General features: G+C 67.2%; 28 protein-coding genes. 18 read left to right on the top strand and 10 right to left on the bottom strand.

Annotation, left to right across the window (positions count from 1 at the left end; translation table 11 throughout):
* Nucleotides 1-168: 168 nt before the first annotated feature.
* From KLK06_RS36260 to KLK06_RS36275, 4 genes are all read left to right on the top strand, one after another.
* Complete coding sequence (locus KLK06_RS36260) at nucleotides 169-492, top strand: hypothetical protein (protein ID WP_214640127.1); 324 nt, start codon at nucleotides 169-171, stop codon at nucleotides 490-492.
* Between the two features lie 11 nt (nucleotides 493-503).
* Complete coding sequence (locus KLK06_RS36265) at nucleotides 504-680, top strand: DUF6104 family protein (protein WP_181308704.1); 177 nt, start codon at nucleotides 504-506, stop codon at nucleotides 678-680.
* A gap of 102 nt (nucleotides 681-782) precedes the next feature.
* A complete protein-coding gene (locus KLK06_RS36270) occupies nucleotides 783-1,583 on the top strand; it encodes a DUF4097 family beta strand repeat-containing protein (RefSeq protein WP_214640128.1) in 801 nt (266 codons plus the stop codon).
* A complete protein-coding gene (locus KLK06_RS36275) occupies nucleotides 1,580-2,314 on the top strand; it encodes a PadR family transcriptional regulator (RefSeq protein ID WP_214640129.1) in 735 nt (244 codons plus the stop codon). Before KLK06_RS36270 ends, KLK06_RS36275 begins: the two co-directional genes overlap by 4 nt.
* A gap of 17 nt (nucleotides 2,315-2,331) precedes the next feature.
* Here the strand turns inward: KLK06_RS36275 and KLK06_RS36280 are convergent, their stop codons facing one another.
* The 6 genes from KLK06_RS36280 to KLK06_RS36305 form a co-directional block, all read right to left on the bottom strand.
* Nucleotides 2,332-3,189: an oxygenase MpaB family protein gene (locus tag KLK06_RS36280; RefSeq protein ID WP_214640130.1), complete on the bottom strand. Its 858-nt coding sequence runs from the start codon at nucleotides 3,187-3,189 to the stop codon at nucleotides 2,332-2,334.
* 76 nt (nucleotides 3,190-3,265) lie between these two features.
* Entirely contained in the window at nucleotides 3,266-4,222 is a 957-nt protein-coding gene (locus tag KLK06_RS36285) for a zinc-binding dehydrogenase (protein ID WP_214640131.1), read from the bottom strand.
* 9 nt (nucleotides 4,223-4,231) lie between these two features.
* The gene (locus tag KLK06_RS36290) at nucleotides 4,232-5,128 is read right to left on the bottom strand and encodes a hypothetical protein (RefSeq protein ID WP_214640132.1); all 897 of its coding nucleotides are present in this window, start codon (nucleotides 5,126-5,128) and stop codon (nucleotides 4,232-4,234) included.
* A gap of 45 nt (nucleotides 5,129-5,173) precedes the next feature.
* Nucleotides 5,174-5,599 carry a type II toxin-antitoxin system VapC family toxin gene (locus KLK06_RS36295; protein WP_214640133.1) on the bottom strand — a complete coding sequence of 142 codons (426 nt, stop codon included), beginning with the start codon at nucleotides 5,597-5,599 and terminating at the stop codon, nucleotides 5,174-5,176.
* Complete coding sequence (locus KLK06_RS36300; protein ID WP_214640134.1) at nucleotides 5,586-5,849, bottom strand: hypothetical protein; 264 nt, start codon at nucleotides 5,847-5,849, stop codon at nucleotides 5,586-5,588. The genes KLK06_RS36295 and KLK06_RS36300 overlap by 14 nt, the downstream gene beginning before the upstream one ends.
* Nucleotides 5,850-5,946: 97 nt before the next feature.
* On the bottom strand, nucleotides 5,947-7,386 hold the full coding sequence (locus KLK06_RS36305; RefSeq protein ID WP_214640135.1) for an acetyl-CoA synthetase: 1,440 nt from the start codon (nucleotides 7,384-7,386) through the stop codon (nucleotides 5,947-5,949).
* Between the two features lie 264 nt (nucleotides 7,387-7,650).
* Between KLK06_RS36305 and KLK06_RS36310 the strand changes: the two genes are divergently transcribed.
* The 7 genes from KLK06_RS36310 to KLK06_RS36335 all read left to right on the top strand — a co-directional run bounded on the left by KLK06_RS36310 (nucleotide 7,651) and on the right by KLK06_RS36335 (nucleotide 16,924).
* The gene (locus KLK06_RS36310) at nucleotides 7,651-8,292 is read left to right on the top strand and encodes a hypothetical protein (protein ID WP_250906543.1); all 642 of its coding nucleotides are present in this window, start codon (nucleotides 7,651-7,653) and stop codon (nucleotides 8,290-8,292) included.
* Nucleotides 8,289-8,576: a hypothetical protein gene (locus KLK06_RS60405; RefSeq protein ID WP_250906544.1), complete on the top strand. Its 288-nt coding sequence runs from the start codon at nucleotides 8,289-8,291 to the stop codon at nucleotides 8,574-8,576. The genes KLK06_RS36310 and KLK06_RS60405 overlap by 4 nt, the downstream gene beginning before the upstream one ends.
* Nucleotides 8,577-8,890: 314 nt before the next feature.
* Entirely contained in the window at nucleotides 8,891-9,967 is a 1,077-nt protein-coding gene (locus KLK06_RS36315; protein ID WP_214640136.1) for a serine protease, read from the top strand.
* 189 nt (nucleotides 9,968-10,156) lie between these two features.
* On the top strand, nucleotides 10,157-11,323 hold the full coding sequence (locus tag KLK06_RS36320; RefSeq protein ID WP_214640137.1) for a serine protease: 1,167 nt from the start codon (nucleotides 10,157-10,159) through the stop codon (nucleotides 11,321-11,323).
* A gap of 392 nt (nucleotides 11,324-11,715) precedes the next feature.
* Nucleotides 11,716-13,218, top strand: coding sequence for a serine protease (locus KLK06_RS36325; protein WP_214640138.1), 1,503 nt, complete (start codon nucleotides 11,716-11,718; stop codon nucleotides 13,216-13,218).
* 448 nt (nucleotides 13,219-13,666) lie between these two features.
* Complete coding sequence (locus KLK06_RS36330; protein WP_214640139.1) at nucleotides 13,667-15,232, top strand: serine protease; 1,566 nt, start codon at nucleotides 13,667-13,669, stop codon at nucleotides 15,230-15,232.
* A gap of 207 nt (nucleotides 15,233-15,439) precedes the next feature.
* Nucleotides 15,440-16,924 (top strand): hypothetical protein, encoded by a 1,485-nt coding sequence (locus KLK06_RS36335; RefSeq protein WP_214640140.1) that lies wholly within the window; start codon nucleotides 15,440-15,442, stop codon nucleotides 16,922-16,924.
* A gap of 66 nt (nucleotides 16,925-16,990) precedes the next feature.
* Here KLK06_RS36335 and KLK06_RS36340 read toward each other — a convergent pair whose 3' ends face one another.
* A complete protein-coding gene (locus KLK06_RS36340; protein WP_214640141.1) occupies nucleotides 16,991-18,337 on the bottom strand; it encodes a hypothetical protein in 1,347 nt (448 codons plus the stop codon).
* Between the two features lie 102 nt (nucleotides 18,338-18,439).
* Complete coding sequence (locus tag KLK06_RS36345) at nucleotides 18,440-19,642, bottom strand: NADP-dependent malic enzyme (RefSeq protein WP_214640142.1); 1,203 nt, start codon at nucleotides 19,640-19,642, stop codon at nucleotides 18,440-18,442.
* Nucleotides 19,643-19,904: 262 nt separating this feature from the next.
* On the opposite strand from KLK06_RS36345, the gene KLK06_RS36350 reads away from it, so the two are divergent.
* From KLK06_RS36350 to KLK06_RS36365, 4 genes are all read left to right on the top strand, one after another.
* Nucleotides 19,905-20,774 carry an ABC transporter substrate-binding protein gene (locus KLK06_RS36350; RefSeq protein WP_214640143.1) on the top strand — a complete coding sequence of 290 codons (870 nt, stop codon included), beginning with the start codon at nucleotides 19,905-19,907 and terminating at the stop codon, nucleotides 20,772-20,774.
* Entirely contained in the window at nucleotides 20,729-21,607 is an 879-nt protein-coding gene (locus KLK06_RS36355) for an amino acid ABC transporter permease (RefSeq protein WP_308168604.1), read from the top strand. The genes KLK06_RS36350 and KLK06_RS36355 overlap by 46 nt, the downstream gene beginning before the upstream one ends.
* Complete coding sequence (locus KLK06_RS36360; protein WP_214640144.1) at nucleotides 21,604-22,347, top strand: amino acid ABC transporter ATP-binding protein; 744 nt, start codon at nucleotides 21,604-21,606, stop codon at nucleotides 22,345-22,347. The genes KLK06_RS36355 and KLK06_RS36360 overlap by 4 nt, the downstream gene beginning before the upstream one ends.
* 109 nt (nucleotides 22,348-22,456) lie before the next feature.
* Nucleotides 22,457-22,900, top strand: coding sequence for a CGNR zinc finger domain-containing protein (locus tag KLK06_RS36365; RefSeq protein WP_214640145.1), 444 nt, complete (start codon nucleotides 22,457-22,459; stop codon nucleotides 22,898-22,900).
* On the opposite strand, the gene KLK06_RS36370 is transcribed toward KLK06_RS36365, so the two are convergent.
* On the bottom strand, nucleotides 22,870-23,166 hold the full coding sequence (locus KLK06_RS36370) for a S24 family peptidase (RefSeq protein ID WP_214640146.1): 297 nt from the start codon (nucleotides 23,164-23,166) through the stop codon (nucleotides 22,870-22,872). The genes KLK06_RS36365 and KLK06_RS36370 overlap by 31 nt on opposite strands.
* A 90-nt stretch (nucleotides 23,167-23,256) precedes the next feature.
* On the opposite strand from KLK06_RS36370, the gene sodN reads away from it, so the two are divergent.
* The 3 genes from sodN (at nucleotide 23,257) to KLK06_RS36385 (ending at nucleotide 25,007) form a co-directional block, all read left to right on the top strand.
* Entirely contained in the window at nucleotides 23,257-23,658 is a 402-nt protein-coding gene (gene sodN, locus KLK06_RS36375; protein ID WP_214640147.1) for a superoxide dismutase, Ni, read from the top strand.
* 126 nt (nucleotides 23,659-23,784) lie between these two features.
* Nucleotides 23,785-24,210, top strand: coding sequence for an anti-sigma factor (locus tag KLK06_RS36380; RefSeq protein ID WP_214640148.1), 426 nt, complete (start codon nucleotides 23,785-23,787; stop codon nucleotides 24,208-24,210).
* Between the two features lie 17 nt (nucleotides 24,211-24,227).
* On the top strand, nucleotides 24,228-25,007 hold the full coding sequence (locus KLK06_RS36385; RefSeq protein WP_214640149.1) for an RNA polymerase sigma factor SigF: 780 nt from the start codon (nucleotides 24,228-24,230) through the stop codon (nucleotides 25,005-25,007).
* A gap of 11 nt (nucleotides 25,008-25,018) precedes the next feature.
* Here KLK06_RS36385 and KLK06_RS36390 read toward each other — a convergent pair whose 3' ends face one another.
* Nucleotides 25,019-25,411, bottom strand: coding sequence for a hypothetical protein (locus KLK06_RS36390; RefSeq protein WP_214640150.1), 393 nt, complete (start codon nucleotides 25,409-25,411; stop codon nucleotides 25,019-25,021).
* Between the last annotated feature and the right edge of the window lies 1 nt (nucleotide 25,412).

Consider the following 25,412-nt stretch of genomic DNA (forward strand, 5'->3'; position numbering starts at 1 on the left):
TCAGGCATCACCCAGTGAGCCCCCGCCTTTGGCGGGGGCTCACTGCTGACCGAGTTCATCTCCATCTCGCGCATCCTGAAGAACGCCCCCGCCCGCTACGGGCGCAGCTTCCTCTACGTCGAGCAGGACGAGAACGACCTCACCTACTTCGTCCTCTACCAGCTCGGCGTGCTGAGAAGGGCCGTCGACGATCTCCACGCCTACCTCGGCAGGAAGGCCGAGCAGGCCCGTGAGGTGCGGGCGAGTCTGGCCCGCGGGCGGAGCGGGGCCTTCAACGGCCGCCAGATCGCGCTGCTGACTCATGCCGGCAACCATCCCGTGGCCGAGTACACCGTCGCCGGTCACGCGGCCAGCCACCAGGTCGTCCTGCAGACCGCCCGGACCGACCTGCGCGATCTCGAGCAGCGCGGACTCCTGACTAAAGTCAGACGTGGGCGTGCCGACGCCTGGACCCCAGCCGACGACCTGACCTCGCGGCTGCGTAATCAATGAATGGGAGCACCATGTACTTCACCGACCGGGGGATCGAGGAGCTGGTCGAGCGGCGTGGCGAGGAAGAGGTCAGCCTGCTGTGGCTGGGTGAGCGGCTGCGTGAGTTCGTCGATCTGAACCCCGAGTTCGAGACCCCGATCGAGCGCCTGGCCACCTGGCTGGCCCGGCTCGACGACGAGGACGACTGACGCGAATACTCATCACCCCCCAGACGCGATACATCTTGAGTTTTCGATAGACGCGACATATCGTGTCTTACGTGTGGATGTGTCGTCAGAAGGGCGGGGATCATGCAGCAGTGGACGATCGAGGGGCCGGAGCAGCTGACGTTCGGTTCGGTGACCGCGCTTGACGTGCGGATCGTCGCGGGACGGGTGGCCGTGCTGGCCAGCGACGGGCCACCGACGCTGGAGGTGGCCGAGATCGACTCCGCGCCGCTGATCGTGACCTACGACGAGGAGAGCGGGGAGTTGAGCGTCGCCTACAAGGACCTCACCTGGGACGGGCTGCTCGGCTGGCTGCGGCGCGACCGGCGCCAGAGCGTCCTGACGCTCACCGTGCCCAAGAGGTGCACGATCAACGCGGGAGTCGTCTCCGCCTCGGCGGTCGTGGCCGGGTTCGAGAAGACGACCCAGGTCAGGAGCGTCTCCGGGGACATCGTGCTCGACGGTGTGAGCGGCGACGTGAGCGCCACGACCGTCTCCGGCGATGTCGAGTGCCGGACGATGGACGGCGACCTGGCGTTCAAGAGTGTCTCGGGCGAGCTCACCGTCGCCGACGGGACGCCGCGCCGGCTCAGGGCCAACACCGTGTCCGGACGGATCACCGCCGACTTGGAGCTGCGTCCGACCGGATATGTGACCTTCCACAGCATGTCCGGTGACATCCTGGTCAGGCTGCCCGAGAACGTGGAGGCGGACGTCAGCATGAGGTCCACTTCCGGCAGGCTGGTCAGCACATTCGAAAACCTGTCAGACGCGAGCGGTCCGGGCGCCAAGTCGATGTCCGGGCGGCTGGGTGGCGGCATGGCCTCGGTGTCGGCGACGACGGTCTCCGGCGAGGTCACGCTGCTCAAGGGGGAGAAACGATGAGCCCTGTCTTCGGTCACGGCCGGCTCCGGCTGTATCTGCTGAAGCTGCTGGAGGAGAGCCCGCGGCACGGGTACGAGGTCATCCGCCTGTTGCAGGACCGCTTCCTCGGCGTCTACTCGCCCTCCCCCGGCACGATCTACCCGCGCCTGGCCCGCCTGGAGGAGGAGGGGCTGGTGACGCACGAGGTGGTCGAGGGCAAGAAGGTGTTCTCGATCACCGACAGGGGCCGCGACGAGCTCAACGCCCGCCTCGACGAGCTCGACGACCTGGAGCAGGAGATCTCCGCCTCCGTGCGCGACATCGCGCGCGAGGTGAAGGAAGATGTCCGCGACACGGTCAAGTCGCTGCGCGACGAGCTCACCCGGATGGCCAAGGACGTCCGCGCCGTCGACGACCCCAGACGCCTGCGCGATCAGCAGAAGGCCAACATCAAGCGGCTCAAGGAGCAGCAGAAGCGCCAGTGGATGGAGCATGCCACACACTGGCAGGACCACGGCGAACGGCTCGGCGGCGAGTGGCGCAGGATCTGGTCCGAGGTCTGGAGCACGCTGGGCGGCGCACCGCCCAGCCGCGCCGAGCTGGACGCCGAGCTGGGCGAGCGCCTGGCCGACTTCGTCGCCCAGGTACGCCGCGAGGCGTCGGCCACCCCGCTCACCCGCAAGGCCATCGACGAGGTACGCGCCACGCTCGACGAGGCCGCCCGGCAGATCCGCGACTCCCTGAAGCCATGATCAGGCAGGGCCGGCCACTACGCCGAGCGAAGAGCCCGCTCCAGGCCCCGCAGGCTCCGGGCGGCCTTCCGCGCGTGATAGGGCATCGGCATATATCTCAACCGCTCCGGCAGGCGCGGGATGAGCATCGCCACCGCCCGCCCAAGGTGCCGCAGCCGCCGCTCGTCCCGCGCCGACCAGGGTAGATCCAGCTTCTCCCGTACGGCGGGCGGCAGCGTCCCCACGGTCACGAAGTAGTTGATCTCCCCCGATCCGGCACCCACCGGCGCCCAGAGCCGCCGCAGCGGCCGGGGCAGCCCGGGCGGCATCGGGGTCCCCCGCATGACGGCGAGCACGTCGAGCGCCGTCGGATGCGGTTCCAGCCGCTCGGCCACCATCTCGTCGAAGTAGGACCAGAACTCCTCGACGGTCGGCGGCATCTCCCGCTCCGGCACCCGCAGGATCGCGCCGAGCTGCCGCGTCTCCGCGTAGAGCCGGCGTTCACCGTCTTCGGTGTAGGGCGTGCCGAAGTAGCGGTTGAGGGTGACGAAGCGCTCGAACAGCGACAGGTGCACCCAGGCCCAGGCCGCACCGTTCAGCGCGTGGTAGCACCTGCCCTGCTCGTCCACCCCGCTGATCGGCTTGTGCAGTTCCCGCAGCCGCTCACCCTCGGCGAGGCCGTCCGCTCCGCCGTACACCCAGGTGTGGATCGAGGTGAGTGTGCGGTTGAGCCGACCCCACGGGTCCTGCCTGTATACGGAGTGCTGGGCGACGGCCGCGCCCACCGCGGGGTGCATGGTCTGGAGGACCAGCGCACTGCCCGCCACGAGCAGGTTGCGGTATTCACCAGCGGTTTCCCAGTGCAACGAGCCTGGGCCGAACGGCTCGACGTCCATGACGGCGCCTCCCGGGGTGATACAACCTCACCTTCTTTGTATCATCCCGGATGCGCAAAAGTAACCCTTCACTTATTCAGCGGGTAAAGACGATTTTTCCGAAAATGTCGCCCTCGGCCAGGGCGGCGAAGCCGTCACGGGCGTCCGACAGCGGCATCGTACGGTCGATGACCGGCCGCAGCCCGGTCTGCTCCAGGAACACGGCCAGCCGCTGGAGCTGGTCGCGCGTGCCCATCGTGGAGCCGATCACCGAGAGCTGCAGGAAGAACACCCGGTTCAGGTCGGCGGGCGGGACCGCGCCGCTGGTGGCGCCGCAGACCACGATGCGCCCGCCGGGCTTGAGCGACTTGAGCGAATGGTCCCAGGTGGCCTGGCCGACGGTCTCCATGACCGCGTCGACCCGCTCGGGCAGCCGCGCGCCGGGCTCGAAGACCTGGTCGGCGCCGAGCTTCACGGCCTGCTCCCGCTTGGCGGCCGAGCGGCTGGTCGCCCAGACCCGGTAGCCGCCCGCCCGGCCGAGCGCGATCAGCGCGGTGGCCACCCCGCCGCCCGCCCCCTGCACGAGCACGGTGGAGCCGGGCTCGAGACCGGCCTTGTCGAACAGCATGCGATAAGCGGTCAGCCAGGCCGTGGGCAGGCAGGCAGCCTCCTCGAAGGTGAGCGCGGCCGGTTTGGGCACCAGGTTGCGGCGCGGCACGGCGACCCGCTCGGCGAACGTGCCGTCGTGAACCTCCGACAGCAGCGAGCGCTTCGGGTCGAGTGTCTCGTCGGCCCCGGAGCCGATCACCGCGTGCACGATGACCTCGTTGCCGTCGGCGTCCACCCCGGCCGCGTCGCAGCCGAGCACGATCGGCAGGCGGTCCTGCCTGATGCCCACGCCTTTGAGCGTCCACAGGTCATGGTGGTTGAGCGCGGTCGCCCGTACCGTGACGGTCGTCCAGCCGTCCGGGACCTGCGGCTCCGGATGCTCGCCGAGCGTCAGCCCGGCGAGAGGGTTGTCGGGATCGGTCTGTGTGGCGGTTACGGCGAACATGGCCGCACCCTACTTCAGCGTGATCCGGATCCCGTCGATGGCGTGCTCGACGAACGAGCGCGAGCCTGAGGCGGCGATCTGCACGTCGCCCCGGCACACGACCCGGGCGGGCCGGCCGCGGCCGTTGACCACCGACGGCGTCCTGGCGTCCTTCTGGCAGTCGGGGGTGGGGATGAGCGCGAGCATGTCGCCGACGCCGCCGCCGAACCAGAGCTGCGGCCCGACCGGGTCGCCCTGGGCGGTCTCACCGGGCTCCGCCAGGCGGATCGCGTCGCCGCCGCCACTCAGGACGAGGTAGCCGTCCTTGCCGACCTTCCCGCGCAGGCTCTTGGCCGCCGCCAGCCGCTCCTCGAAGCTCAGTCCCTCGGGCCGGTCGTAGAGCGCCAGCCGCCACTTGCCGAACGCGAACATCAGCACCTGCCCGTACGAGCCGCCGCCCGGCTGGCGCGGCCAGAGGGTGACGTTCGGGGTGAAGTTCCTGATCGGCTGGCCACCCCTGGAGATCTCCATCTCGCCGCCGTAGGGGGCGTAGAGCCCGCGATAGTGCCCGGCCACCCAGGCGCCCACGAACGGGCGTGCGCCCAGCTCATTGAGCCGCAGATCGGCGGGGTAGCGGATGTCCGCGTGCCGCCCATCGGGGAACACCACCGGGATGACCTCGTCGCCGCCCTTGACCTTGACCGGCGCGCGTACGACATTGGGCGCGCCCTCGACCCTGGTCAACGACTGGATGGGCACAGGCGCCGGCGCGGCGGTCGGCGGCGGCGGCACCTGCCCCGGCTCGGGGTCGCGACTCACGAGCAGGCTGACGATGGGAATCACCAGCAACGCCAGCACCACCCCGATCCCGACCCATCGGCGCCGGCCACGCTCGCCTGCCTCGATCACGTCGAACTGATCGGCCACGGTGATCCCCTGCCGAGTAGTGCGGCTGGCGTATCCGTCCTCAGTTCAGTTGAGCGGATGCCGCCAGCGCAAGCCCTGGAACTTGGCGAAATCGGTGTCGCAGGTCACGAATTCACAACCGTGCTCGATGGCCAGTGCGGCGAGGTAGGCGTCGGGCAGGAGTTTGCCCGTGGCGCCCGATGCGTGGCAGAGCTTGGTGAAGATCTCCCAGTGTCTCGATCCGGCATTCACCAGGACGGCGTGCGGCTGGTTGCGGACGCTCTCCGCGAACCGACAGGCCGTCTCGAACGGGGTGCTCTGCGGAATGCGGTGGTTGGTCACGACCCGCATGAAGCCGTTGATCACGAAGTCGCTGACCGCGTAGGCCTCGTCGCCGTTGACGATCTCCTCGACGAGGGCCAGGCATTCCTGATGGTGCTCGGCATCGCGGCGCTGCGCGTTGACCAGGATGTTGACATCAAGCATCCGCATCGCGACCCCCGAGCTTCGCCAGTTGATGCTCCACGAAGTCCACTTCCATCAGCTCCTTGAGCTCTGCCCAGGTGAGCATGGGCCCAGGGACGGCGCCGGACACCGGCAGCTCCACGCGGGGCCGCTCGGCCGCCTCCGTGGAGCGGTTGAGTAGTTGTCGCAAGGCATCCTCCATCACCGAGGTGAGACTGCGTCCGTTTCGTGCCGCGTACGCCTTGGCCTCGTTGAGGAGTGCGTCGTCGATCCGCACCGTGGTCCTCCGCATGACACCAGCGTCCACCGCCGACATAAAAATGTCAACAGCAGATAGTAACCATGCACTCACAATTCTTGGACAGTTCTCAATCTCACCACCGCGCCACATTGACCTTCCCGTCGGACACCAGCCGCACCCGCCGGCCGACCAGCTCCCTGGACATCGCGTCCGCCAGGAGTTCCTCCTCCAGCACATGAGCATGGGCCCGCCCCCCGTCGGGCAGGTCGACGACGAGGATGCCCTTCTCCGCGACACCGTCGCGGCCATGCGCCACCGTGTAGCCGGCCACCGTGGCGGGGCCGTCGTACAGGGCGACGATCTCCACCGGGGCGGCGGTGAAGACGGGAGTGGCATCGCCCAGCGTGCCGCCCGGGTCCGTGGACCAGATCGCGTACGTGTGCTTGGTCAGGTGCATGCCGACGCCCGTCACCAGGCCGTGGCCCTGCTGGGCGCGCAGCAGCCCCGCCATGGTGGCCGTCGAGTGCAGGACGTAGTCGCTGGAGGGACCGCCCGCGTACGGCAGGCCGCCGGTGACCGTCAGGCCGCGCCGGTCGAGCGGGTCCAGCTTGATCGCGTCACACGCCTGCCGCAGCGCGATGGCGAAGCAGCTGTAGAGGTCGAGCGCGTGGATGTCGTCCAGGCCCAGCCCGGCCCGCGAGAACGCGGCCTCGGCGGTGCGCGCGATGGCCTGCGAGGCGCCGAGCGCGGGCCGGGCCGCCACCTCCCACGTGTCCTCGCCGTATGCCCATCCGCGCAGGTAGACCCGCTGGTCGTCCGGTACGCCGAGCCGGTCGGCGAGTCCGGCGGAGACCAGGACGACGGCCGCGGCCTGGTCGACCTCCCCCACGGCCACGGTGTCGCGCGTGTACGGCCAGCCGATGAAGCGGTGGCCGGTGACCAGTTCCTCCGGGGTGCGGGCGGTACGCCGCCAGGCGTGTGGGTTCGCGGCGGCGACCTCGGTCATCGGCGCCATCATCCGCCCCCGGTCCACCATTTCCTCATTTATCGACATACCGAGGGACGCGCGGCGGGCCGTCTCCATGATCGCGTAGGTGTGGACCGGCAGGAACAGCTCGTGGGCCAGCTCCGCCGGGTGCGGCGGGCGATCCCAGCCGTAGGGCGGCTTGGGATCGGCCGGATGGCTCCACGGCACGTGCTCGCCCGCCCGCCGGTAGGCCCGGCGCGTGGCCAGCGCCTCGGCGCCGGCGATCAGGGCCGAGTCGAGCTCCCCCGCCGCGATCCTGCCCGCGGCCTCACCGATGAGCAGCTGCGGGGCCGTACCGCTGACCCTGGAGTACGCCCGGTGCCGGGGCGCGGCGCCCAGGCGGTCGGCGAGCCGGCCGACCGGAGAGTCGTACTGCCAGGAGTCGGTGTAGACGAGCTGGATCGAGTCGAGCCGCTCGACCGGCAGCCGCGCCTCGCGAGCCGCCTCGCGCGCGACGTGCTCCCACAGGTCGAGCGGTTCCGGGCCCGGCTGCTCGCGAACGGTGCGCTGGGCCGTGCCTATGAGACAGGGGGTGCGTGGATCCATGCCACCCAGTTAACCAGAACAACATTCGGTTGATAAGTAGTGGCGTTTGATAATCACTGTTACCGGTGATGTCGGAGCAAATAAACAAGCCGCTCCACCTGCGGAAATGCTTTCTCGGAATACATGCTATCTGGCTATTTCCATAACTTTTTCCAGCCCTTTCCTGGCTGCCGGATTGCGCCATTCAATAACGTTCCAAACGTTTTCCTGGCCCAACGGGGCGCTGTACCCCGCTCTGGGCCGCCGAGAACTGAGAGGAGCTTCATGTATTCCCGAGCAAGGCGCATCGCGATCCCGCTCGCCGGTCTGCCGGCCATCGGCCTGGCCGCGGGGATGGTCGGCAGCACCGCCGCCGGCGCGACCCCACCCTCCGACGTCGTGTCCAAGAACGCGGCCACTCCCGCGGAGCAGGCGGTCCAGTTCTGGACGCCCGACCGCGTCAAGCTGGCGGCCGACTACGACACGAACCTCGACGCTCGTTCCAACGGCGTCAAAGGCAGCAACTCCACCCCCGACGGCCCGCCCGGATCCGTCCCCCCGATCGATGAGGAGAAGACCAAGGCCGTCAAGAGCAAGCAGGTCAACCTGCCCAACACGGTCGGACGCGTGTTCTTCACGCTGCCAGCATCGAACCCGGCCAATCCGGCGAGCTGGCGGTACTGCTCGGCCACCTCTGTACAGGGCAAGTACCGCAACCTGGTGGCCACCTCGGCCCACTGCGTCTACGACACCAGGGAGGACACCTTCTACGACAACTGGATCTTCATTCCGTCGTACTGGGACGGCGACAATGCCTGGCAGGGCAAGGCCCCCTACGGCATCTACGCCGCCAAGACGTTCAACGCGCATGACGACTTCGTGGTGAAGGAGGACTACGCGACAAGCCGTTCACCGGCCGCACGATGAAGTGGTGCTACGGCAAGACGGCTCCGATGCCCGCCGCGCCGAAGTACAACCTGCAGGAGCACATCGGCCTCACGTGCGCCTTCACCGCCGGCGCCGGCGGCGGACCGTTCCTGTTCAGCTACAAGAGCTCGACCCGCACCGGCTACCTGATCGGTGTCAACAGCGTCTCGTGGGACACGGACGGCAACGACCGCTACGACCACGTCTCGTCGCCGTACTTCAACACCGACACCTACAAGGTCTACAAGGCCGCCGCGAACCGGTGGACCGGCAACATGCCGTAACAACGAGGTACCGGGCCTCGGCCGCTCCCCCGGCCGGGGCCTTCTCACACCCCTACAGTGATCAAGAAAGGCACGCGGAAAAGTCGGGTAGACATCGAAGTCGCGTCATGTACTATGCCTGTGACGTGCGGAAACGACCTTCACATGGGATCGGTTCCGCTATCCGGATGGCGCTCTTGACGCACTCCTTATGAGGTACAAGTCACGCTTGATCTGATAACGAATCGCCATCCAAGCTGCAATACAGTGATTGATCTGGAAAAATCCATCGTTACACCCCCAGAACTACTAACCCCCAAAGGCAAGGCTTTTCCATGATCCCCCGGGCCCGGCACCTGGTAGCGGCTGCCCTCAGCGCGCTGCTGCTGCTGCCTGCCCTCGTGGGGACCGCCTCGGCCGCGACCGACAGCCGGGTCTACTCGGTCACGCTGGCCAAGTCGGTGGCGGACATGAAGAAGGTCGCCGAGTACTGGAAGCCCGACCGCCTCAAGAATGCCGACAGCTACAGCCCCGCCACGCCGGCCTCGCAGTCCTCGCCCACCGCCACCGCCGCCGCCGGGGCGAGCCAGATCGTCACGGTGAAGCGCCCGAAGAGCCTGCTGAGCGTCGGACCCGTCCTCCCGCGCAACAGCACGGCCGCCAAGACCATGGGCAAGGTCTTCTTCCGCTTCGGCGACAAGGAGTACTTCTGCTCGGCCAGCTCGGTCGCGGCCAAGAACCGCAGCGTGGTGGCCACCGCCGGGCACTGCGCGTACGACTCGCGCCAGGCCAAGCCCGCCGATTACTGGATCTTCGTCCCCAATCCGGGTCCCAGCGGGGAGACGCCCGACGGCATCTACGTGGGCGCCGCGATCAGCATGCACGAGGACTGGCCGGGCAAGGGCGACTACGACTTCGACTACGCCTTCGTCACCGTGCACCGCGGCTTCAAGTGGGTGGAGAAGGGCGGCCAGCTCGTGATGCAGGACGTCGGCCGCCTGCAGGACAACATCGGCGGGCAGGGTCTGACGATCGGCAAGGGCCTGGCCATCTCGGTCTCCGCCTTCGGCTACCCGGCGGGTCCGCAGCCCGACGGCAGCCGCCCGTTCAACGGCAAGACGCTGCAGGCGTGCTCGGGCACCACGAGACGCACCGTCGCCCCCAGCCTCGACCTGCAGTACGGCGTGCAGCTCCAACCGTGCGGCTTCACCTTCGGCGCGAGTGGCGGCCCCTGGCTGATCAACTACCAGGCCGCCCAGAAGGTCGGATTCCTCAACGGGATCAACAGCCTGACCTGGAACAGAGACGCCAAAGGCGGCTACGACGCGGTGTCCTCGCCGACCTTCAACACCACGACCGGCGACGTCTACCGACGCGCCGCAGCGCTCACTACACCGCAAAATGTGACGTAAGTTACACGTAGTGTATGGCCACCCCGAGTGATCAGCCGGTTTCAGATCTCGGGAAGGTCACGAGCATGATCGTCGCGGTTGACTCCGCTATCAGGTAATTCACAGGACCAGAGTCAGACCGATAGGTTCCCGCCTGTCCGTTTGCTGCATTATGGGGCGCACGAGGCGCCCCGCGTCTGGAGTTTTACCTTGAAGCGCATCCTTCTCCCGGCCGGTGGCGCCGTTCTGGCGACCGGCCTCCTGGCCGCCGGCCTGGCAGGCACCGCTCAGGCACAGGGCGACATCGCCACCGACCCCATGGCCCGTACGACACAGCAGGCCTCCTCGGTCGCGTCCTTCTGGGCCGCGTCCAACTTCGCCGCCCTCCGCTCCGCGACCGCCTACACCTGGGACGCCAAAGAGGTCAGGAAGGTCGTCTCGAAGGGCGGCTACAGCCCTGACGGCAATCCGGGAAGCGCCACTCCCATCGGGGAGGAGAAGAAGGCCCCGGGCAAGGTTCAGAACGTGAACATGCCCAAGACACTCGGCAAGGTCTTCTTCGTCGACGGCCAGGGCAAGTTCCGCTACTGCTCGGCCACGTCCATCCAGTCGAACTACCGCAACCTGGTCGCCACCGCCGGCCACTGCGTCTACGACACCGACAGCAACAAGGACCTGCTGAACAACTGGGTCTTCGTGCCCGGCTACTACGAGGGCAAGGCGCCGTTCGGCATCTACGTGGGCAAGCAGGCTTTCACCCACTACGACTTCGACACCTACGAGGACTACGACCGCGACTACGCGTTCGTGACCGTCTACAACGGCATCTCCTTCAACGGCGTCAAGCAGGTGGACCGCAAGGACTACGACCGCTTCGTCGGCCCCAAGCGGAACTGGGGCGGGCACTACTACATCCTGCTGTCCAAGGACGCCGGCCGGCTCGGTGACGCCGTCGGCGGCCAGGGCGTGGCGTGGAACCAGCCCACCGGCAAGCCCGTCCGCGCCTTCGGCTACCCCGCGGGCCCGCACCCCGACGGCAACAAGCCCTACAGCGGCGTGACGCCGAAGTGGTGCTACAACAAGACCACCGCCAAGGCCGTGGGCGCACCGTGGCTCAAGATCGAGGAGCACATCGGCCTCAAGTGCGCCGTGACGCCCGGCTTCGACGGCGGCCCCTGGCTGTCCAACTACAGCAACAGCAAGCGTCTGGGCTACGTCAACGGCGTGACCAGCACGTTCGCCGACCAGGACGGCAACGACCGCATCGACTACATCACCTCGCCGTACTTCGACGGTGAGACGGCCTCGGTGTACAACTCGGCCAAGAACGTCTGGTCCGGCAAGATCGTCGGCCCGAACGGCGAGCTCTACAAGTAACACTCCCCACCCAAAAGGGGCCCGGCCGAGATCGGCTGGGCCCCTTTTTCGCGCTTTTTCAAGATCAACGTCGTGGATTTGGTGGTATTAGACGGAGCTCGCGCCAATCTGGTTCCTGTGATCTGAGTCACATTGGAGCATGTACGAAGCGTGGCGGGCCCCTCGCCACCCCTCCGCCATGCCCCCCTCATACCCAGCGAAAACGTGTCAATTCGATCACCCTCCGCTAAGATCTCTGACTGGTAACAGGAAGGTCACGGCGGTAAGGGTGCCTTCCAGATGGGCCAGAACGGCTTTTACCTGCAGAGATCACCACGCTATGTTCCTTGCTATCCCTTTACTGACGCATGGGACGCATGTTGCGTCTCACGACAGAGCAAGGAGCAGTTCCCTTGAAGCGCATCCTCATCCCCGCCGGTGGAGCCATCCTGGCTACCGGCCTTCTGGCCGCCGGCCTCGCCGGTACGGCCACGGCCGCCAGCGACGTCGCCTCCGACCCGATGGCGAAGAGCGCCGCTGACGCGAAGGCCATCGCGGACTTCTGGTCGGCCACCAACAACGCCGCCCTCAAGGCGGCGAAGGAGTCCAACGTCTGGGACGCCGGCGACGTCACCAAGCTGCAGAGCAAGGGTGGCTACAGCGCGGACAGCAAGCCCGGCTCCTCCGTGCCGATCGGCCAGGAGAAGAAGACCACCGTCAAGGTTCAGAACGTGAACCTGCCGAAGACCATCGGCAAGGTGTTCTTCGTCAACAGCAAGGGCGAGAAGAAGTGGTGCTCGGCCACTTCGATCCAGTCGAAGTACCGCAACCTGGTCGCCACGGCCGGTCACTGCGTCTACGACACCGCCACCAACTCGGACGTCATGTCCAAGTGGGTCTTCGTGCCCGGCTACTACCAGGGCAAGACGCCGTTCGGGATCTACGTGGGCAAGCAGGCCTTCACCCACTACGACTTCGACGTGTACGAGGACTACGACCGCGACTACGCGTTCGTGACCGTGTACAACGGCATCCAGCTCGGTGGCGGTACCGCGAAGAAGGTCTCCAAGTCCGACTTCGAGAAGTACCAGGGCATCAAGGACGCCAAGGACGTCGAGATCTCGCGGGACGAGTTCCGCAAGTGCAAGCTCGACCCGACCTCGATCGAGGCGTGCTGGGCCAAGCGCGGCAGCAAGGCCGAGCCCGCCGGCCCGGACTTCCCCGGCGCCGAGGTCACGAAGACCGAGGTCGCCAAGGAGGTCTACCAGGCCGCCAAGGTGGGCAAGGGCAACGGTTTCAAGTTCGGCGAGCCCGTCACCGAGAACGTGACCAAGGCTGTGTACGACGCCTACACGGGCCCGGGCACCAAGGTGCAGGACGCTCGCGGCAACTACACCATCACCCACTACTACACGCAGCAGTGGTCCAAGCCCGGCACGGCGACGAAGTTCTACAAGACCGAGTTCTTCATCATCGAAGGTGCCGCCAAGGACGTCGGTCGCCTCGGTGACGTCGTCGGCGGCCAGGGCGTGTCCTGGAACCAGCCCACGGGCAAGTACGTCCGCGTGTTCGGCTACCCGGCCGCTCCGCACCCCGACGGCCACAAGAACTACACGGGCATCACGCCCAAGTGGTGCTACGGCAAGACCAGCAAGAAGGTCGTCGGCTCGGCCGCCAAGAAGATCGAAGAGCACGTCGCGCTCAAGTGCGCCATGACCGAGGGCGCCGACGGTGGCCCTTGGCTGCTCAACTACAGCAACAGCAAGCGTCTCGGCTACGTGAACGGTGTCACCAGCACCTTCAACGACCAGGACGGCAACAAGCGGGTCGACTACATCTCCTCGCCGTACTTCGACGGTGAGACCGCTGCGGTGTACAAGTCCGCGGCGAACGTGTGGTCCGGCAAGATCCTTTGAGTTGAGATCCTCTAAGTAACGCACCGCGACCGTTTCAGGACGGTGCGCACAGCGGTAACTCGCGAAGGGCCCGGCATCGCCGGGCCCTTCGGCGTTCCCCGGGCAAATCTGAAGGGCGTTTGGACGCATGGCGCGCCCAGACGGTGCCATCAAGTCGATGTGATCTGCGTCACATCAGCCGAATGGCCGCCGGGACGGCGGCACTCTCGCCACCGCAGCAACACTGACAACTTCCTTATGTTGATCTGCGGAAACGATGTCATCCGGCACTTCCGGCAAGTCATCCTCTATCGCCGTTTAAACATCACGGAACGATCACGCCCGACTTAGCATCGTTTTTCCCTCCAAACCAGCTACCGAACTTCAAGATCCACACTGTAAGTTCTGGCTATCCCTTTCCTGACGCATGGGGCGCAATAAGCGCTCCACGACAGACCAAGGAGTTACCTTGAAGCGCATCCTCCTCCCCGCCGGTGGCGCCATTCTGGCCACCGGTCTGCTGGCTGCCGGCCTCGCCGGCACCGCTCAGGCCAGTGGCGACGTCGCGAGCGACGCGTTGGCGAAGACTCAGGCTCAGGCCGAAGAGACCCTGAACTTCTGGACCAAGTCCAACAACGCCGCCCTCACGCAGGCCGTGGCCTTCAACCCCGACTCGCTCGAGGTTGAAAAGATCTCCCGCGGTGGCGGTTATAGCGCCGACACCAAGCCCGGCTCCTCCCTGCCGATCGGCGAGGAGAAGAAGGTCGCCGTCAAGTCCCAGAACGTCAACCTGCCGAAGACCATCGGCAAGGTGTTCTTCGAGGGCCGCGACGGCAAGCTGTACTACTGCTCGGGCACCTCGGTCCAGTCGCAGTACCGTAACCTGGTGGCCACGGCCGGTCACTGCGTCTACGACATCGCCGGCAACGACGAGGTCGTTTCGCGCTGGGTCTTCGTCCCGGGCTACTACCAGGGCAAGACGCCTTACGGTGTGTACGTGGGCAAGCAGGCCTTCACCCACTACGACTTCGACGTGTACGAGGACTTCGACCGCGACTACGCGTTCGCGACCGTGTACAACGGCATCGGTGGCTCGCTGAACAGCGCCTCCAAGGTGGACATCGCGACCTACAAGGCTTACACCGGTGAGAAGTTCACCAAGGAAGTCCCGGTCACGCAGGAGGAGTACCGGAAGGGTCGTCTCGACCCGAAGACCGCCGACTACTACTCCCGCAAGCGTGGCACCAAGGACGAGGCGACTGGTCCGGACTTCCCCGGCGCCGAAGTGACCAAGGTTGAGGTCACGGGTGCGAAGTACCAGGCTGCCCGTACCGGCCCTGGCAACGGTAACAAGTTCGGCGAGCCCGTCGTCGAGAACGTTACCTACAACGCCTGGATCGCCTACGGCAAGAAGCAGGACCCGAAGTGGGACCCGGAGACCTCGAAGTCCCTCCCGGTTCCGACTGACGAGGCTCCCGCTTCCCTCGGGGGCGACAGGCGCACCAACACCACCCTGACCCACTACTTCGTTCAGCAGTGGTTCAAGCCGGGCACGGGCCGTCAGTACTTCCGTACCGACTTCTACACCTCTGCCTCTGCGCTGAAGGACGTCGGTCGCCTCGGCGACAACGTCGGTGGCCAGGGTGTCGCGTGGAACCAGGCTGCGGGCAAGGTCGTTCGTACCTTCGGGTACCCCTACGGCCCCAACCCTGACGGTTCCAAGCCCTACACCGGTGTTACGCCGAAGTGGTGCTACGGCAAGACCGCTACCAAGGTCCTCAAGATCCCGGCCCGCAAGGTCGAGGAGCAGCAGTCGCTGAAGTGCGCCGTCACCGCCGGTTACGATGGTGGCCCGTGGCTGGCGAACTACAGCAACGCCAAGCGTCTCGGCTACGTCACCGGGGTCACCAGCCTCATCGTGGACCTCGATGGCAACAAGCGCTACGACACGATCACCTCTGCCATCTTCGATGGCGAGACCGCCGCGATCTACAAGGCCGCTGCGGCCTCGTGGTCCGGCAAGCTCGTCAAGTAGTTAGCTGCGGGATCGAACGAAGGCCTTAGGTCGTCGTTCAACAGCTTCACCGAAGGGCCCGGCATCCTGCCGGGCCCTTCGGCCTTTCCGGGGCCCGACCGGGACCTCCAGCCTTTTCCGTAACATTCCCGCACAATCTGTTACCAGAGTGACCAGAGGGTCGATAGGGTCTTTACACCTCGCTTGTTAACTTTGTGGAGATCTTCAGTGAAGCGCCTGCTCGTCCCCCTGACCGCCGCCAGCCTGAGCGCCGCCGCCCTCACCCTCCCCGCCAATGCCGCCCCCGACTGGGTCCAGGATCCGCTCGCCCCCAAGGCGGCCGAGGCCTACAGCAACGCCTACTTCTGGCTCGACGCCAACGGTGCCGCGCTCAAGAAGGCCACGCAGTACAACGTCGATGCCAAGGACGTCCAGAAGCTGGTCTCCACCCAGGCCAAGGCGCCCGACGGCAAGCCGGGCTCGGCCTCCCCCACCGGCACGACGCCCGCCGCGACCAAGACCAAGGCCGTGAACCTGCCCAAGACCATCGGCAAGGTCTTCTTCCTCGACAGCGCCGGCAACTACCGCTGGTGCTCGGCGACGTCCATCCAGTCCAGGAACCGCAACCTGATCGCCACCGCGGGCCACTGCGTCTACGAGCGCGGCAAGGACGTCTTCGCCAAGTGGGTGTTCGTCCCCGGCTACTACCAGGGCAAGGCGCCGTTCGGCGTGTACGCGGGCGCCTACGCGTTCACCAGCTACGACCTCGACACCTACGACGACTACGACGGCGACTTCGCGTTCGTGGCCGTGCACAACGGCTTCGCGCTCCCCAACGACAAGAAGGTGTCGTTCAAGGAGTTCCAGGAGTGGCGGGGCGACAAGTGGGTCAAGCCGGTTGAGATCAGCCCGGCCGAGTACACCAAGTGCGTCCTGAGCCTTGGCCACTGCTGGTCCGAGGGCGCCGACACCCCGGCCGACAAGGTGGGTCCCGACTTCCCCGGCGCGGTCCTGGAGAGGGCCGAGGTGGGCGAGAAGGAGTACGCGGACGCCAAGACCGGTAAGGGCAGCGGCTTCAAGTTCGGCGAGCCCGAGACCGTGCCCGTCACCCTGCCGGAGTACACCGCCTACAAGGGTCCCGGCAAGAAGACCATCGACAAGTCCGGCAACTACCTCATCACCCACTACTACACACAAAAGTGGGTCAAGCCCGGCACGTCGCGCAAGTACTACATGGCCGAGTATGTCATCGGCATCGCCAAGGACCTGGGCCGGCTCGGTGACGCCGTCGGCGGCCAGGGCGTCGCCTGGAACCAGCCCATGGGCCAGAACGTCACCGCCTTCGGCTACCCCAGCGCCCCGCACCCCGACGGCGACAAGGCCTTCACCGGTGTGACGCCCAAGTGGTGCAGCGGCAAGACCGGCACGAAGACCTACCAGGTCAACACGTTCAAGGTCGAGACGCACCAGGTGCTGAAGTGCTCGATGACCCCCGGCGCCGACGGCGGCCCCTGGCTGATGAAGTACGACAACAACAAGCGCACCGGCTACGTCAACGGCGTGACGAGCATGTTCCACGACCAGGACGGCAACGGCCGGATCGACTTCATCAGCTCCGCCTACTTCGACGGCGAGACCGCTGACGTCTACAACAAGGCCCAGTACGTGGCGACCAAGTCGATCGTCGGCCCGGGCGGCGAGATGATGCAGTAGTAATAAGGACAACGCCCGCGAGCCCGTCTCCGTACCGATCCGGAGGCGGGCTCGTTCTGTGAAGGCTTATACGGCCGACAGCTCGCGCAGCGCCCGCACCGCGGGCTCGCTCTTGTACGGCTCCAGCCTCCTGCGCAGATCGGCCGCGTACGAGCGGGAGCGGGCCGACTGGAGCTCACCGGCCAGCTTGAGCGCGGTCCCCGCCACCTCGCACGCCTCCTCGAGCTCACCGCACTGCAGCAGCCCGGCCGCCAGGAGCGACAGGTTGAACATCCGCCCCCGCACGTAGCGACCGTCCATGTCGAGCGAGCGACGCGCCTGCCGGACGACCCGCTCCCCCTCCCCCAGGTCGCGGAAGCAGTGGGCGAACTTGGCCGACAGGTACGCCTGGTCGAAGTAGCTCAGCCAGGCCGGCTCGTCGCCGGGGGCCCGCGAGTCGAAGGCGACCTCGGCGGCGTGCAGCGCCTTGCCGCAGGAGCGGGGGTCGCCGAGGCCCGCGTGGGCGTGCGCCTCCTGCACCAGGCTCGAGCACAGGAGGGTATGGACGCCCGCTCGGCGGGCCGAGAGCTGGGCGGCCCTGGCCAGGTCGAGCGCGTGGGCGTGCTGACCCATGTAAATGGCCTGGTGCGCCATGCCGGCCAGGATCTCGCCGCCCAGCGCGTGGTCGTCGGCCCCTCTGGCCAGGCGCAGCGCCTGGATCAGGTAACGCTGGGCCAGGCCGTGCTGCTCCAGGTCGTAGGCCATCCACCCGGCCAGGCGGGTCAGCTCCGCGGCGGCCGCGGCCAGCTGCCTGCCGGTGGCCTCGCCGTACGTGCCCTCTTTGAGCAGCGGCGAGACCGCGGTGTCGAGGTAGTTGATGACGGACGCGCGGACGCGTCCGCTGCCGAACCGGTTGTCGAGCTCACCGAACGAGCGGGTGACCTCATGGATCGCGGTGATGTCGGCCCGGCCGACACGGCGCGAGCCGGCGCCGCCGGGGTGTTCCTCCGGCGGGGACGTCAGCCAGCGAACGGCCCCTACCGAGCCCGCACCTATCGCGAAAGTCGAATCGATCAGGAATCGCCGCCTCTCCACATCGGCCCGCCACAGCGCCGTCACGGTCGCGACCCCTTCCTTCCACGTGTGCGTGAACTCCTGCCCGAGATCAAGGGGCGAGACGATGGCCGGCATGCCCACCTCCACGGGGGAGAAGGGCCTGCCGAGCCGTAGCGCGAAAATCTCGGTAAGGAGGCACGGCACAGGGTCCCGAGGCCGCTGACCGCCTATCCAGCGCAGCACGGAGCTGTGGTCGTACTTCAGGCCGGGGGCGCCGCGCGCGGCTCCCAGGTCGTTGAGGCGCCTGGCCAGCCCCTTGTGGGAGAAGCCCGCCTCCGCGATCAGCTGCTGTAGCAGTCGATTGGGCTCGCGTTCCATCGCTCTCCTCGCGGCAACAGGAAGCCCGCATCCTTACAGAGAGCCCTCTTTATAGCACGGAGAGTAAAGAAAGATTGGCGATTTCCCAAGGGGGCCGAGGGACTACAGGCGGGCGACCCCGTCGGCGCGGGCCTGGGCGGCCACGGCGGCGGTCACGGCGGGCGCCACCCGCTTGTCGAACGGGCTGGGGATGACGTACTCGGCCGTGACGTCGTCGCCGACCACCCCGGCGAGCGCGACGGCCGCCGCGACCTTCATGTTCTCGGTGATCGTGGTGGCCCGGACGTCGAGCGCGCCGCGGAAGACGCCGGGGAAGGCCAGTACGTTGTTGATCTGGTTGGGGAAGTCGGAGCGGCCGGTCGCGACCACCCTGGCGTACTTCGCGGCCACCTCGGGATGCACTTCGGGGGTGGGGTTGGACAGGGCGAACACGATCGAGTCCGCGGCCATCGAGGCGATGGCCGCCTCCGACACGGTCGAACCGGACAGGCCGAGGAAGACGTCGGCGCCCGCCAGGGCCTCCTCGGTCGAGCCCTTGTGACCCGCCTTGTTGGTGTCGCGGGCCAGGGCGTCCTTGACCGGGTTGAGCCCTTCCCTGCCGCTGTAGAGCATGCCCTTGGAGTCGGCGACCGCGATGTCACCGATGCCGGCCTCCAGGAGGATCCTGGTGACCGCGACCCCGGACGCGCCGGCGCCGGCCACCACGGCACGCAGATCGCCCAGGGAGCGGCCGGTCAGCCGGGCCGCGTTGGTCAGTGCGGCGAGGACCACGATCGCGGTGCCGTGCTGGTCGTCGTGGAAGACGGGGATGTCGAGCAGGGCCCGCAGCCGGTCTTCGACCTCGAAGCAGCGGGGCGCGCTGATGTCCTCCAGGTTGATGCCGCCGAACGAGGGCGCCAGCCGCACGACGGTCTCGACCAGGGCGTCGACGTCGGTGCAGTCGAGGCAGATCGGGACCGCGTCGACGCCCCCGAACTCCTTGAACAGCAGCGCCTTGCCCTCCATCACGGGCATGGCCGCGGCCGGGCCGATGTCGCCGAGGCCGAGCACAGCCGTGCCGTCGGAGACGACGGCGACCACGTTGGCCACCCAGGTGTAGTCGTTGACCAGTGACGGCGTGTCGGCGATCGCGGTGCAGACGCGGGCGACCCCGGGGGTGTAGGCAAGGGAAAGGTCGTCGGCGTTACGGACCGGAATGGTGGATCGGACCTCTAGTTTGCCTCCGCGGTGCAGCGCGAAGGCGGGATCGAGATCGAGGGATTCGACGGAAGTGGGTGTGGTAGTCACAGCGACCCCAGTAGTCATCGGACGGATGAGACCTTCGGCAGACGGCGCGAGAGGCCTGGCTTCGGTAGCCGCCAGGATCCCCTCTTCGATCGTCTCGTGCGAGGGGTTACGGGGGTCACCCGTGGCCCCCATAGTGCCACATGCTGAGATGAGGTCTGTCTCGAGACTGACTCCGTTCCGTTGACGCATTGTTAATTGTCGGATGACGGTCTGCCGCAAAAGCCCACATAAACTGCACAAAACTCAACTTTCCTTACATATCACTTGAGGAGGCCCGCACATGGCTCTCTGGCCCAGAACGCGCCGTGGCTATACCACCGGCGCGCTCGCCCTGACCGCCGCTTTGGCACTGTCCGCCTGCGGCAGCTCCACCGAGACGGGCACCACCGGTGCCTCGTCCTCCGCACCGGCCACGGCGGCGGGCGGGGTCACGCTGGTCTCCCCCGGCAAGCTGACCACCTGCACCAACCTGCCGTACCCGCCGTTCCAGTCCAAGGACGCCAGCGGCAAGGTCGTCGGGTTCGACGTGGACATGATCGACCTGGCCGCCAAGAAGCTGGGCGTGACGCAGGACATCGTGGACATCGACTTCGACTCGATCAAGGGTGGTGCCGCGCTCAGCGCCGCCAAGTGCGACGTCGCCGCGGCCGGTATGACGATCACCGAAGACCGCAAGCAGCATCTCGACTTCTCCAATCCCTACTTCGACGAGGTACTCGGCCTGGTGACCAAGAAGGGCGCGGGCGTGCCCACGCTCGAGGACGCCAAGGCCAAGAACCTGAGCGTCGGCGTGCAGGCCGGCACGACCAGCCTCACGCTGGCCAAGCAGAAGGGCATCGAGGCCAAGGAGTTCAAGGACTCCGGCAAGCTGCTGCTCGCGCTGCAGTCCGGCCAGGTCGACATGGTCATCCAGGACCTGCCGGTCGTCGTCGAGTGGATGAAGAAGCCGAACGTCTCCTCGGCCTACGAGCTGTCCGGCCAGGTGCCGACCCACGCGCAGTACGGCTTCGCCGTCAAGAAGGGCAACACCGCGCTGCTCAAGGTCATCAACGACTCACTGGCCGAGGCCATCAAGGACGGCACCTGGACCAAGGAGTACCAGGAGTGGATGGGCGCCGCGCCCGTCACGACCCCGACGCCCACCTCCTGATCATGACGACCACGCCGACCGCCGCTGAGCCCGCCCGCACCGGGCTCAGCCCCCGCCAGCGCCGCCGGATCAGCCTCGGTATCCAGTACGCCGTCTTCGTCCTCGTCCTCGTCGCGGTGGGCCTGCTCGCGGACTGGCCGAGGATCTTCGAGAACTTCCTGAACGGCAAAGTCGCCGCGGGGATGTTCCCCACGCTGTTCACGGTCGCGCTGAAGAACACGCTGATCTTCACCGTGGCCGGCTATGTGATCGGCTTCGTGCTCGGTCTCGTGCTGGCGCTGATGCGGTTGTCCTCCGTAGCGCCGTACCGGGTGGTCGCCCTCGTCTACATCGAGATCTTCCGCGGCCTGCCCGCTCTGATCATCTTCCTGCTGCTCGGGTTCGGCCTGCCGATCGCGTTCCCCGGGTTCAAGCTCCCCGGCGACGTCTACGGCACGGTGGCGCTCGCGCTGGGCCTGGTGGCCGCCGCCTACATGGCCGAGTCGTTCCGCGCGGGCATCCAGGCGGTGCCCAAGGGCCAGATGGAGGCGGCCAGGTCGCTCGGCATGAAGCCGGGCCGGGCGATGCTCTCGATCATCCTGCCCCAGGCCATCAGGATCGTGATCCCCCCGCTGACCAACGAGCTGATCCTGCTGTTCAAGGACTCCTCGCTGGTCTTCACGCTGGGCGTGACGGCGGCGACCACCGAGCTGACCAAGTTCGGCTCCGACACCACGATCGACCAGGCCAACAGCACGCCGCTGATCGTGGCCGGGGCCACCTACCTGCTGATCACGATCCCGCTCGGGTTCGTCGTACGCCGCCTCGAAGCGCGCCAGGGGAGGAAACGGTGACGCACGCCGTAGAGATCAGGGACCTGCACAAGCACTTCGGCACCAACGAGGTGCTCAAGGGCATCGACTTCACCGTCGAACCCGGCCAGGTGGTCTGCGTCATCGGCCCGTCGGGGTCGGGCAAGTCGACGCTGCTGCGCTGCGTGAACCTGCTGGAGACGCCCACCAAAGGCAAGGTGTTCGTCAACGGCTTCGAGCTGACCCATCCCGACGCCGACATCGATGCCAGCCGGCGGCAGGTCGGCATGGTGTTCCAGCAGTTCAACCTCTTCCCGCACCTGACCGCGCTGCAGAACGTGATGATCGCCCAGCAGCGCGTGCTGAACCGGAGCAAGAAGGAGGCCGAGATCATCGCCAGGGAGAACCTGGACAAGGTCGGCGTCGCCGACAAGTGCCACGAATATCCCGGCAAGCTCTCCGGCGGTCAGCAGCAGCGGGTGGCCATCGCCCGGGCCCTGGCCATGAACCCGGCCCTGATGCTCTTCGACGAACCCACCTCGGCGCTCGACCCCGAACTCGTCGGCGACGTGCTCGCCGTCATGCGCAAGCTGGCGGAGGAGGGCATGACCATGCTGGTGGTCACCCACGAGATGGGCTTCGCCCGCGAGGTGGCCGACCGTGTGGTGTTCATGGACGGCGGGGTGATCGTCGAGGACGGGACGGCGGCCCAGGTGGTCGGCGACCCACAGCAGGAGCGCACCCGCTCCTTCCTCAGGCGCGTCCTGCACCCCGAAGGCTGACCACCCACCGCGAGGCGGACAAGCGCGGGAGGGTCGCCCGGCGCGGGAGCGTCGAGCACGGCGGGGTGTTCGGTCTCCGGGCGCCCCGCCGCTCGTGTAATACTCCGGCATGGACCTCACCTCTTACGCCGAGTGGGCGGTCCGGTTGGTCAACGATCCGCACCCGCCACCCGAGCTCATAGGGCTGCGCGACGAGCTGGCGGCCGTCTTCGACGGGACCGGCGGCGAGGAAGCCGTCGTGGCGCGGCTGAACGCGCTGCTCGTCCACCATCCGGTGCGCCCGCAGCTGTCGGGCCACGACGGGCAGCGCTGGCACCTCCATTTAGCTGTGAGCGCCGACGGCGCCGATGACGCCGCCGCCGGCGCCGTCATGGGCCTGGCCGCGGTCGTCGCCGAGCTGGGCGCCGATCGGCTCGGCCGGTGCCAGGAGCCGCGGTGCCTGCGGGCCTTCCTCGACACCTCCTCCAACCGCTCGCGCCGCTACTGCTCCGCCCGGTGCGCCAGCAGGGCCAACGTGGCTGCCTACCGCGCCCGCCGCAGGAGCGGCCAGTAGCGCAGCACCACCCGGCCCACGATCTCGTTCACCGGGCCGAAGTCCCAGCTGTCGCGGCGCCCACTGGCCCGCTGGTTGTCGCTCTCCAGCCACCAGCCCCCATCGCCATGCCATTGGGCCCGCTTGACGATCAGCCGATCGGGCTCGCCGGGGAGCCGCGCCACGACGAGGTCGCCGGGATGGACCGCGGCGCCTCGGCGTACGAGAAGCCAGTCTCCATCGACCAGAGCGGGACGCATCGAATCGCCTTCGACACGCACTCTCATGGGCTGTGACCCTCTCCTCCGCGGGTGTTTGGACCCGAGTAAGGTCGGTAGGTGGACCAAGCTGATTCAGCATCAAGGAAGGACTTTCTGATGCTCGCACGACTGCTACGACCCAAGCATGTCGCTTCCGCGCACTGCGACCTGCCCTGTGGGGTGTACGACCCCGCTCAGGCCCGGATCGAGGCGGAGTCGGTCAAGGCGATCATGGAGAAGTACGCGGCCAACGAGGACCCGATCTTCCGCGCCCGCGCGCTCTCCATCAAGGAGGAGCGGGCCGAGCTCGTCAAGCACCACCTCTGGGTGCTCTGGACCGACTACTTCAAGCCCCCGCACCTCGAGCAGTACCCGCAGCTCCACCAGCTCTTCTGGGAGGCCACGAAGCTGGCCGGCGCGGCGGGTGGCAAGGGCACGGTCGAGGTGACCAAGGCCGAGGACCTGCTCGGCAAGATTGACGAGATCTCGAAGATCTTCTGGGAGACCAAGGCCGCCTAAATCGGTGCAAAGGCTCTGTGCGGCGACCTTCCGCGCAGAGCCTTTTCCGTCCATGGCGAGTCTGAATCCGCCAAGCACCTCTCAGGGGCGGTAAGTTGCAGTCAGCGTCATAACGCGAGGAGGAACGTGACCGAGGAAACCGAGACGCGGGCTGAGGGCGTGGCCGGCATCCGTGACGTGGTGAGCATCAGGCTCCCCGCCGCGAGTGCCTACCTGTCCGTGCTGCGTACGGCCACCGCCGGGCTGGCTGCACGGCTCGACTTCACGCTGGACGAGATCGAGGATCTGCGGATCGCGGTCGACGAAGCGTGCGCGATGCTGCTGAGCGAGGCCGTGCCCGGGACCGACTTGACCGCCGAATTCGAGCTGACCGGACAGGAGATGCAGGTCAGAGTCGAAGTGGCGACGGTCGGCAGCTCCGCGCCCAAGAGGGACGACTTCGCCTGGATGGTACTGACCGCCCTGGCAGACGATGTGGAAGCGGTGATCGACTCTCCCGATCGCATGGCGATCGTCCTGCGTAAGCGCCGAGGCACGGCGAGGCCGGCGTGACGGAAAGGACTGGAGCCATGGCCACCAGCGACCACGCCGTGCCCGACAGGGTGCGCGCCCGCATCCTCTTCGCCGAGCTGGCCGAGCTGGGTCCCGATGAGCCGCGTCGGCAGCGCATCAGGGACGAGCTGGTCGAGCTTCACCTTCCTCTGGTCGAATACCTGGCCCGCCGCTTCCGCAACCGCGGCGAGTGGCTCGACGACCTCACGCAGGTCGCCACCATCGGGCTGATCAAGTCGATCGACCGCTTCGACCTCAACCGCGGCGTGGAGTTCTCCACCTACGCCACGCCCACGATCGTCGGCGAGATCAAGCGCCACTTCCGTGACAAGGGCTGGGCGGTGCGCGTGCCGCGCCGCCTGCAGGAGCTCAAGCTGTCGCTGACCAAGGCGATCAGCGAGCTGTCGCAGCGCGAGGGCCGGGCGCCGACCGTCGCGGAGCTGGCCGCCTACTTGAAGATGACCGAGGAGGAGGTGCTCGAGGGCCTGGAGTCGGCCAACGCCTACTCCACCGTGTCCCTCGACGCGCCGGACTCCGGCGACGACGACGCGCCCGCCGTGTCCGACTCGCTGGGCATCGTGGACGAGTCGCTCGAAGGCGTCGAATACCGCGAGTCGCTCAAGCCACTGCTCGAACGGCTGCCGCCCCGTGAGAAGCGCATCCTGCTGCTGCGGTTCTTCGGCAACATGACCCAGTCGCAGATCGCCACCGAGCTGGGCATCTCGCAGATGCACGTGTCACGGCTGCTCGCCCGCACGCTGGCCCAACTACGCGAGGGCCTGACTGCGGACGACTGACCTCTGGACGATCAACCCTGCTGAGAGTCCTCGCCGTACAGGGCGTGGGTGGTGGGGGGCGCGAGCAACGTGCCGAGGCCGGCGACGGCCACCACGATCAACGGGATCCCATAGAGCGGCTCGTCCGACTGGACGAGCGTGATCGCGACAGGGAGCACGAAGATCTGGGCCAGCACGCTGGGCGATCTCCCCCATCGCTCCATCTTGAACAGGCCGCCCCAGGCCACCCAGAGCAGTCCGGCGCCGATCAGCACCCCGAACACCGCCTCGGCCAGCGCGCTGGTGAGGTCCTCCGCCGAGCCGGTCAGCGTCTCCACCCCGACATAGAGGCCGAGACCGAGCGCCACCAGGCCCTCCAGGGCGACGACAAGCGCGGCGACGAGAAGCGTCCAAGGTCGGTTCACG

It is taken from the genome of Nonomuraea sp. NEAU-A123, assembly GCF_018603905.1.
GTDB lineage: Bacteria > Actinomycetota > Actinomycetes > Streptosporangiales > Streptosporangiaceae > Nonomuraea.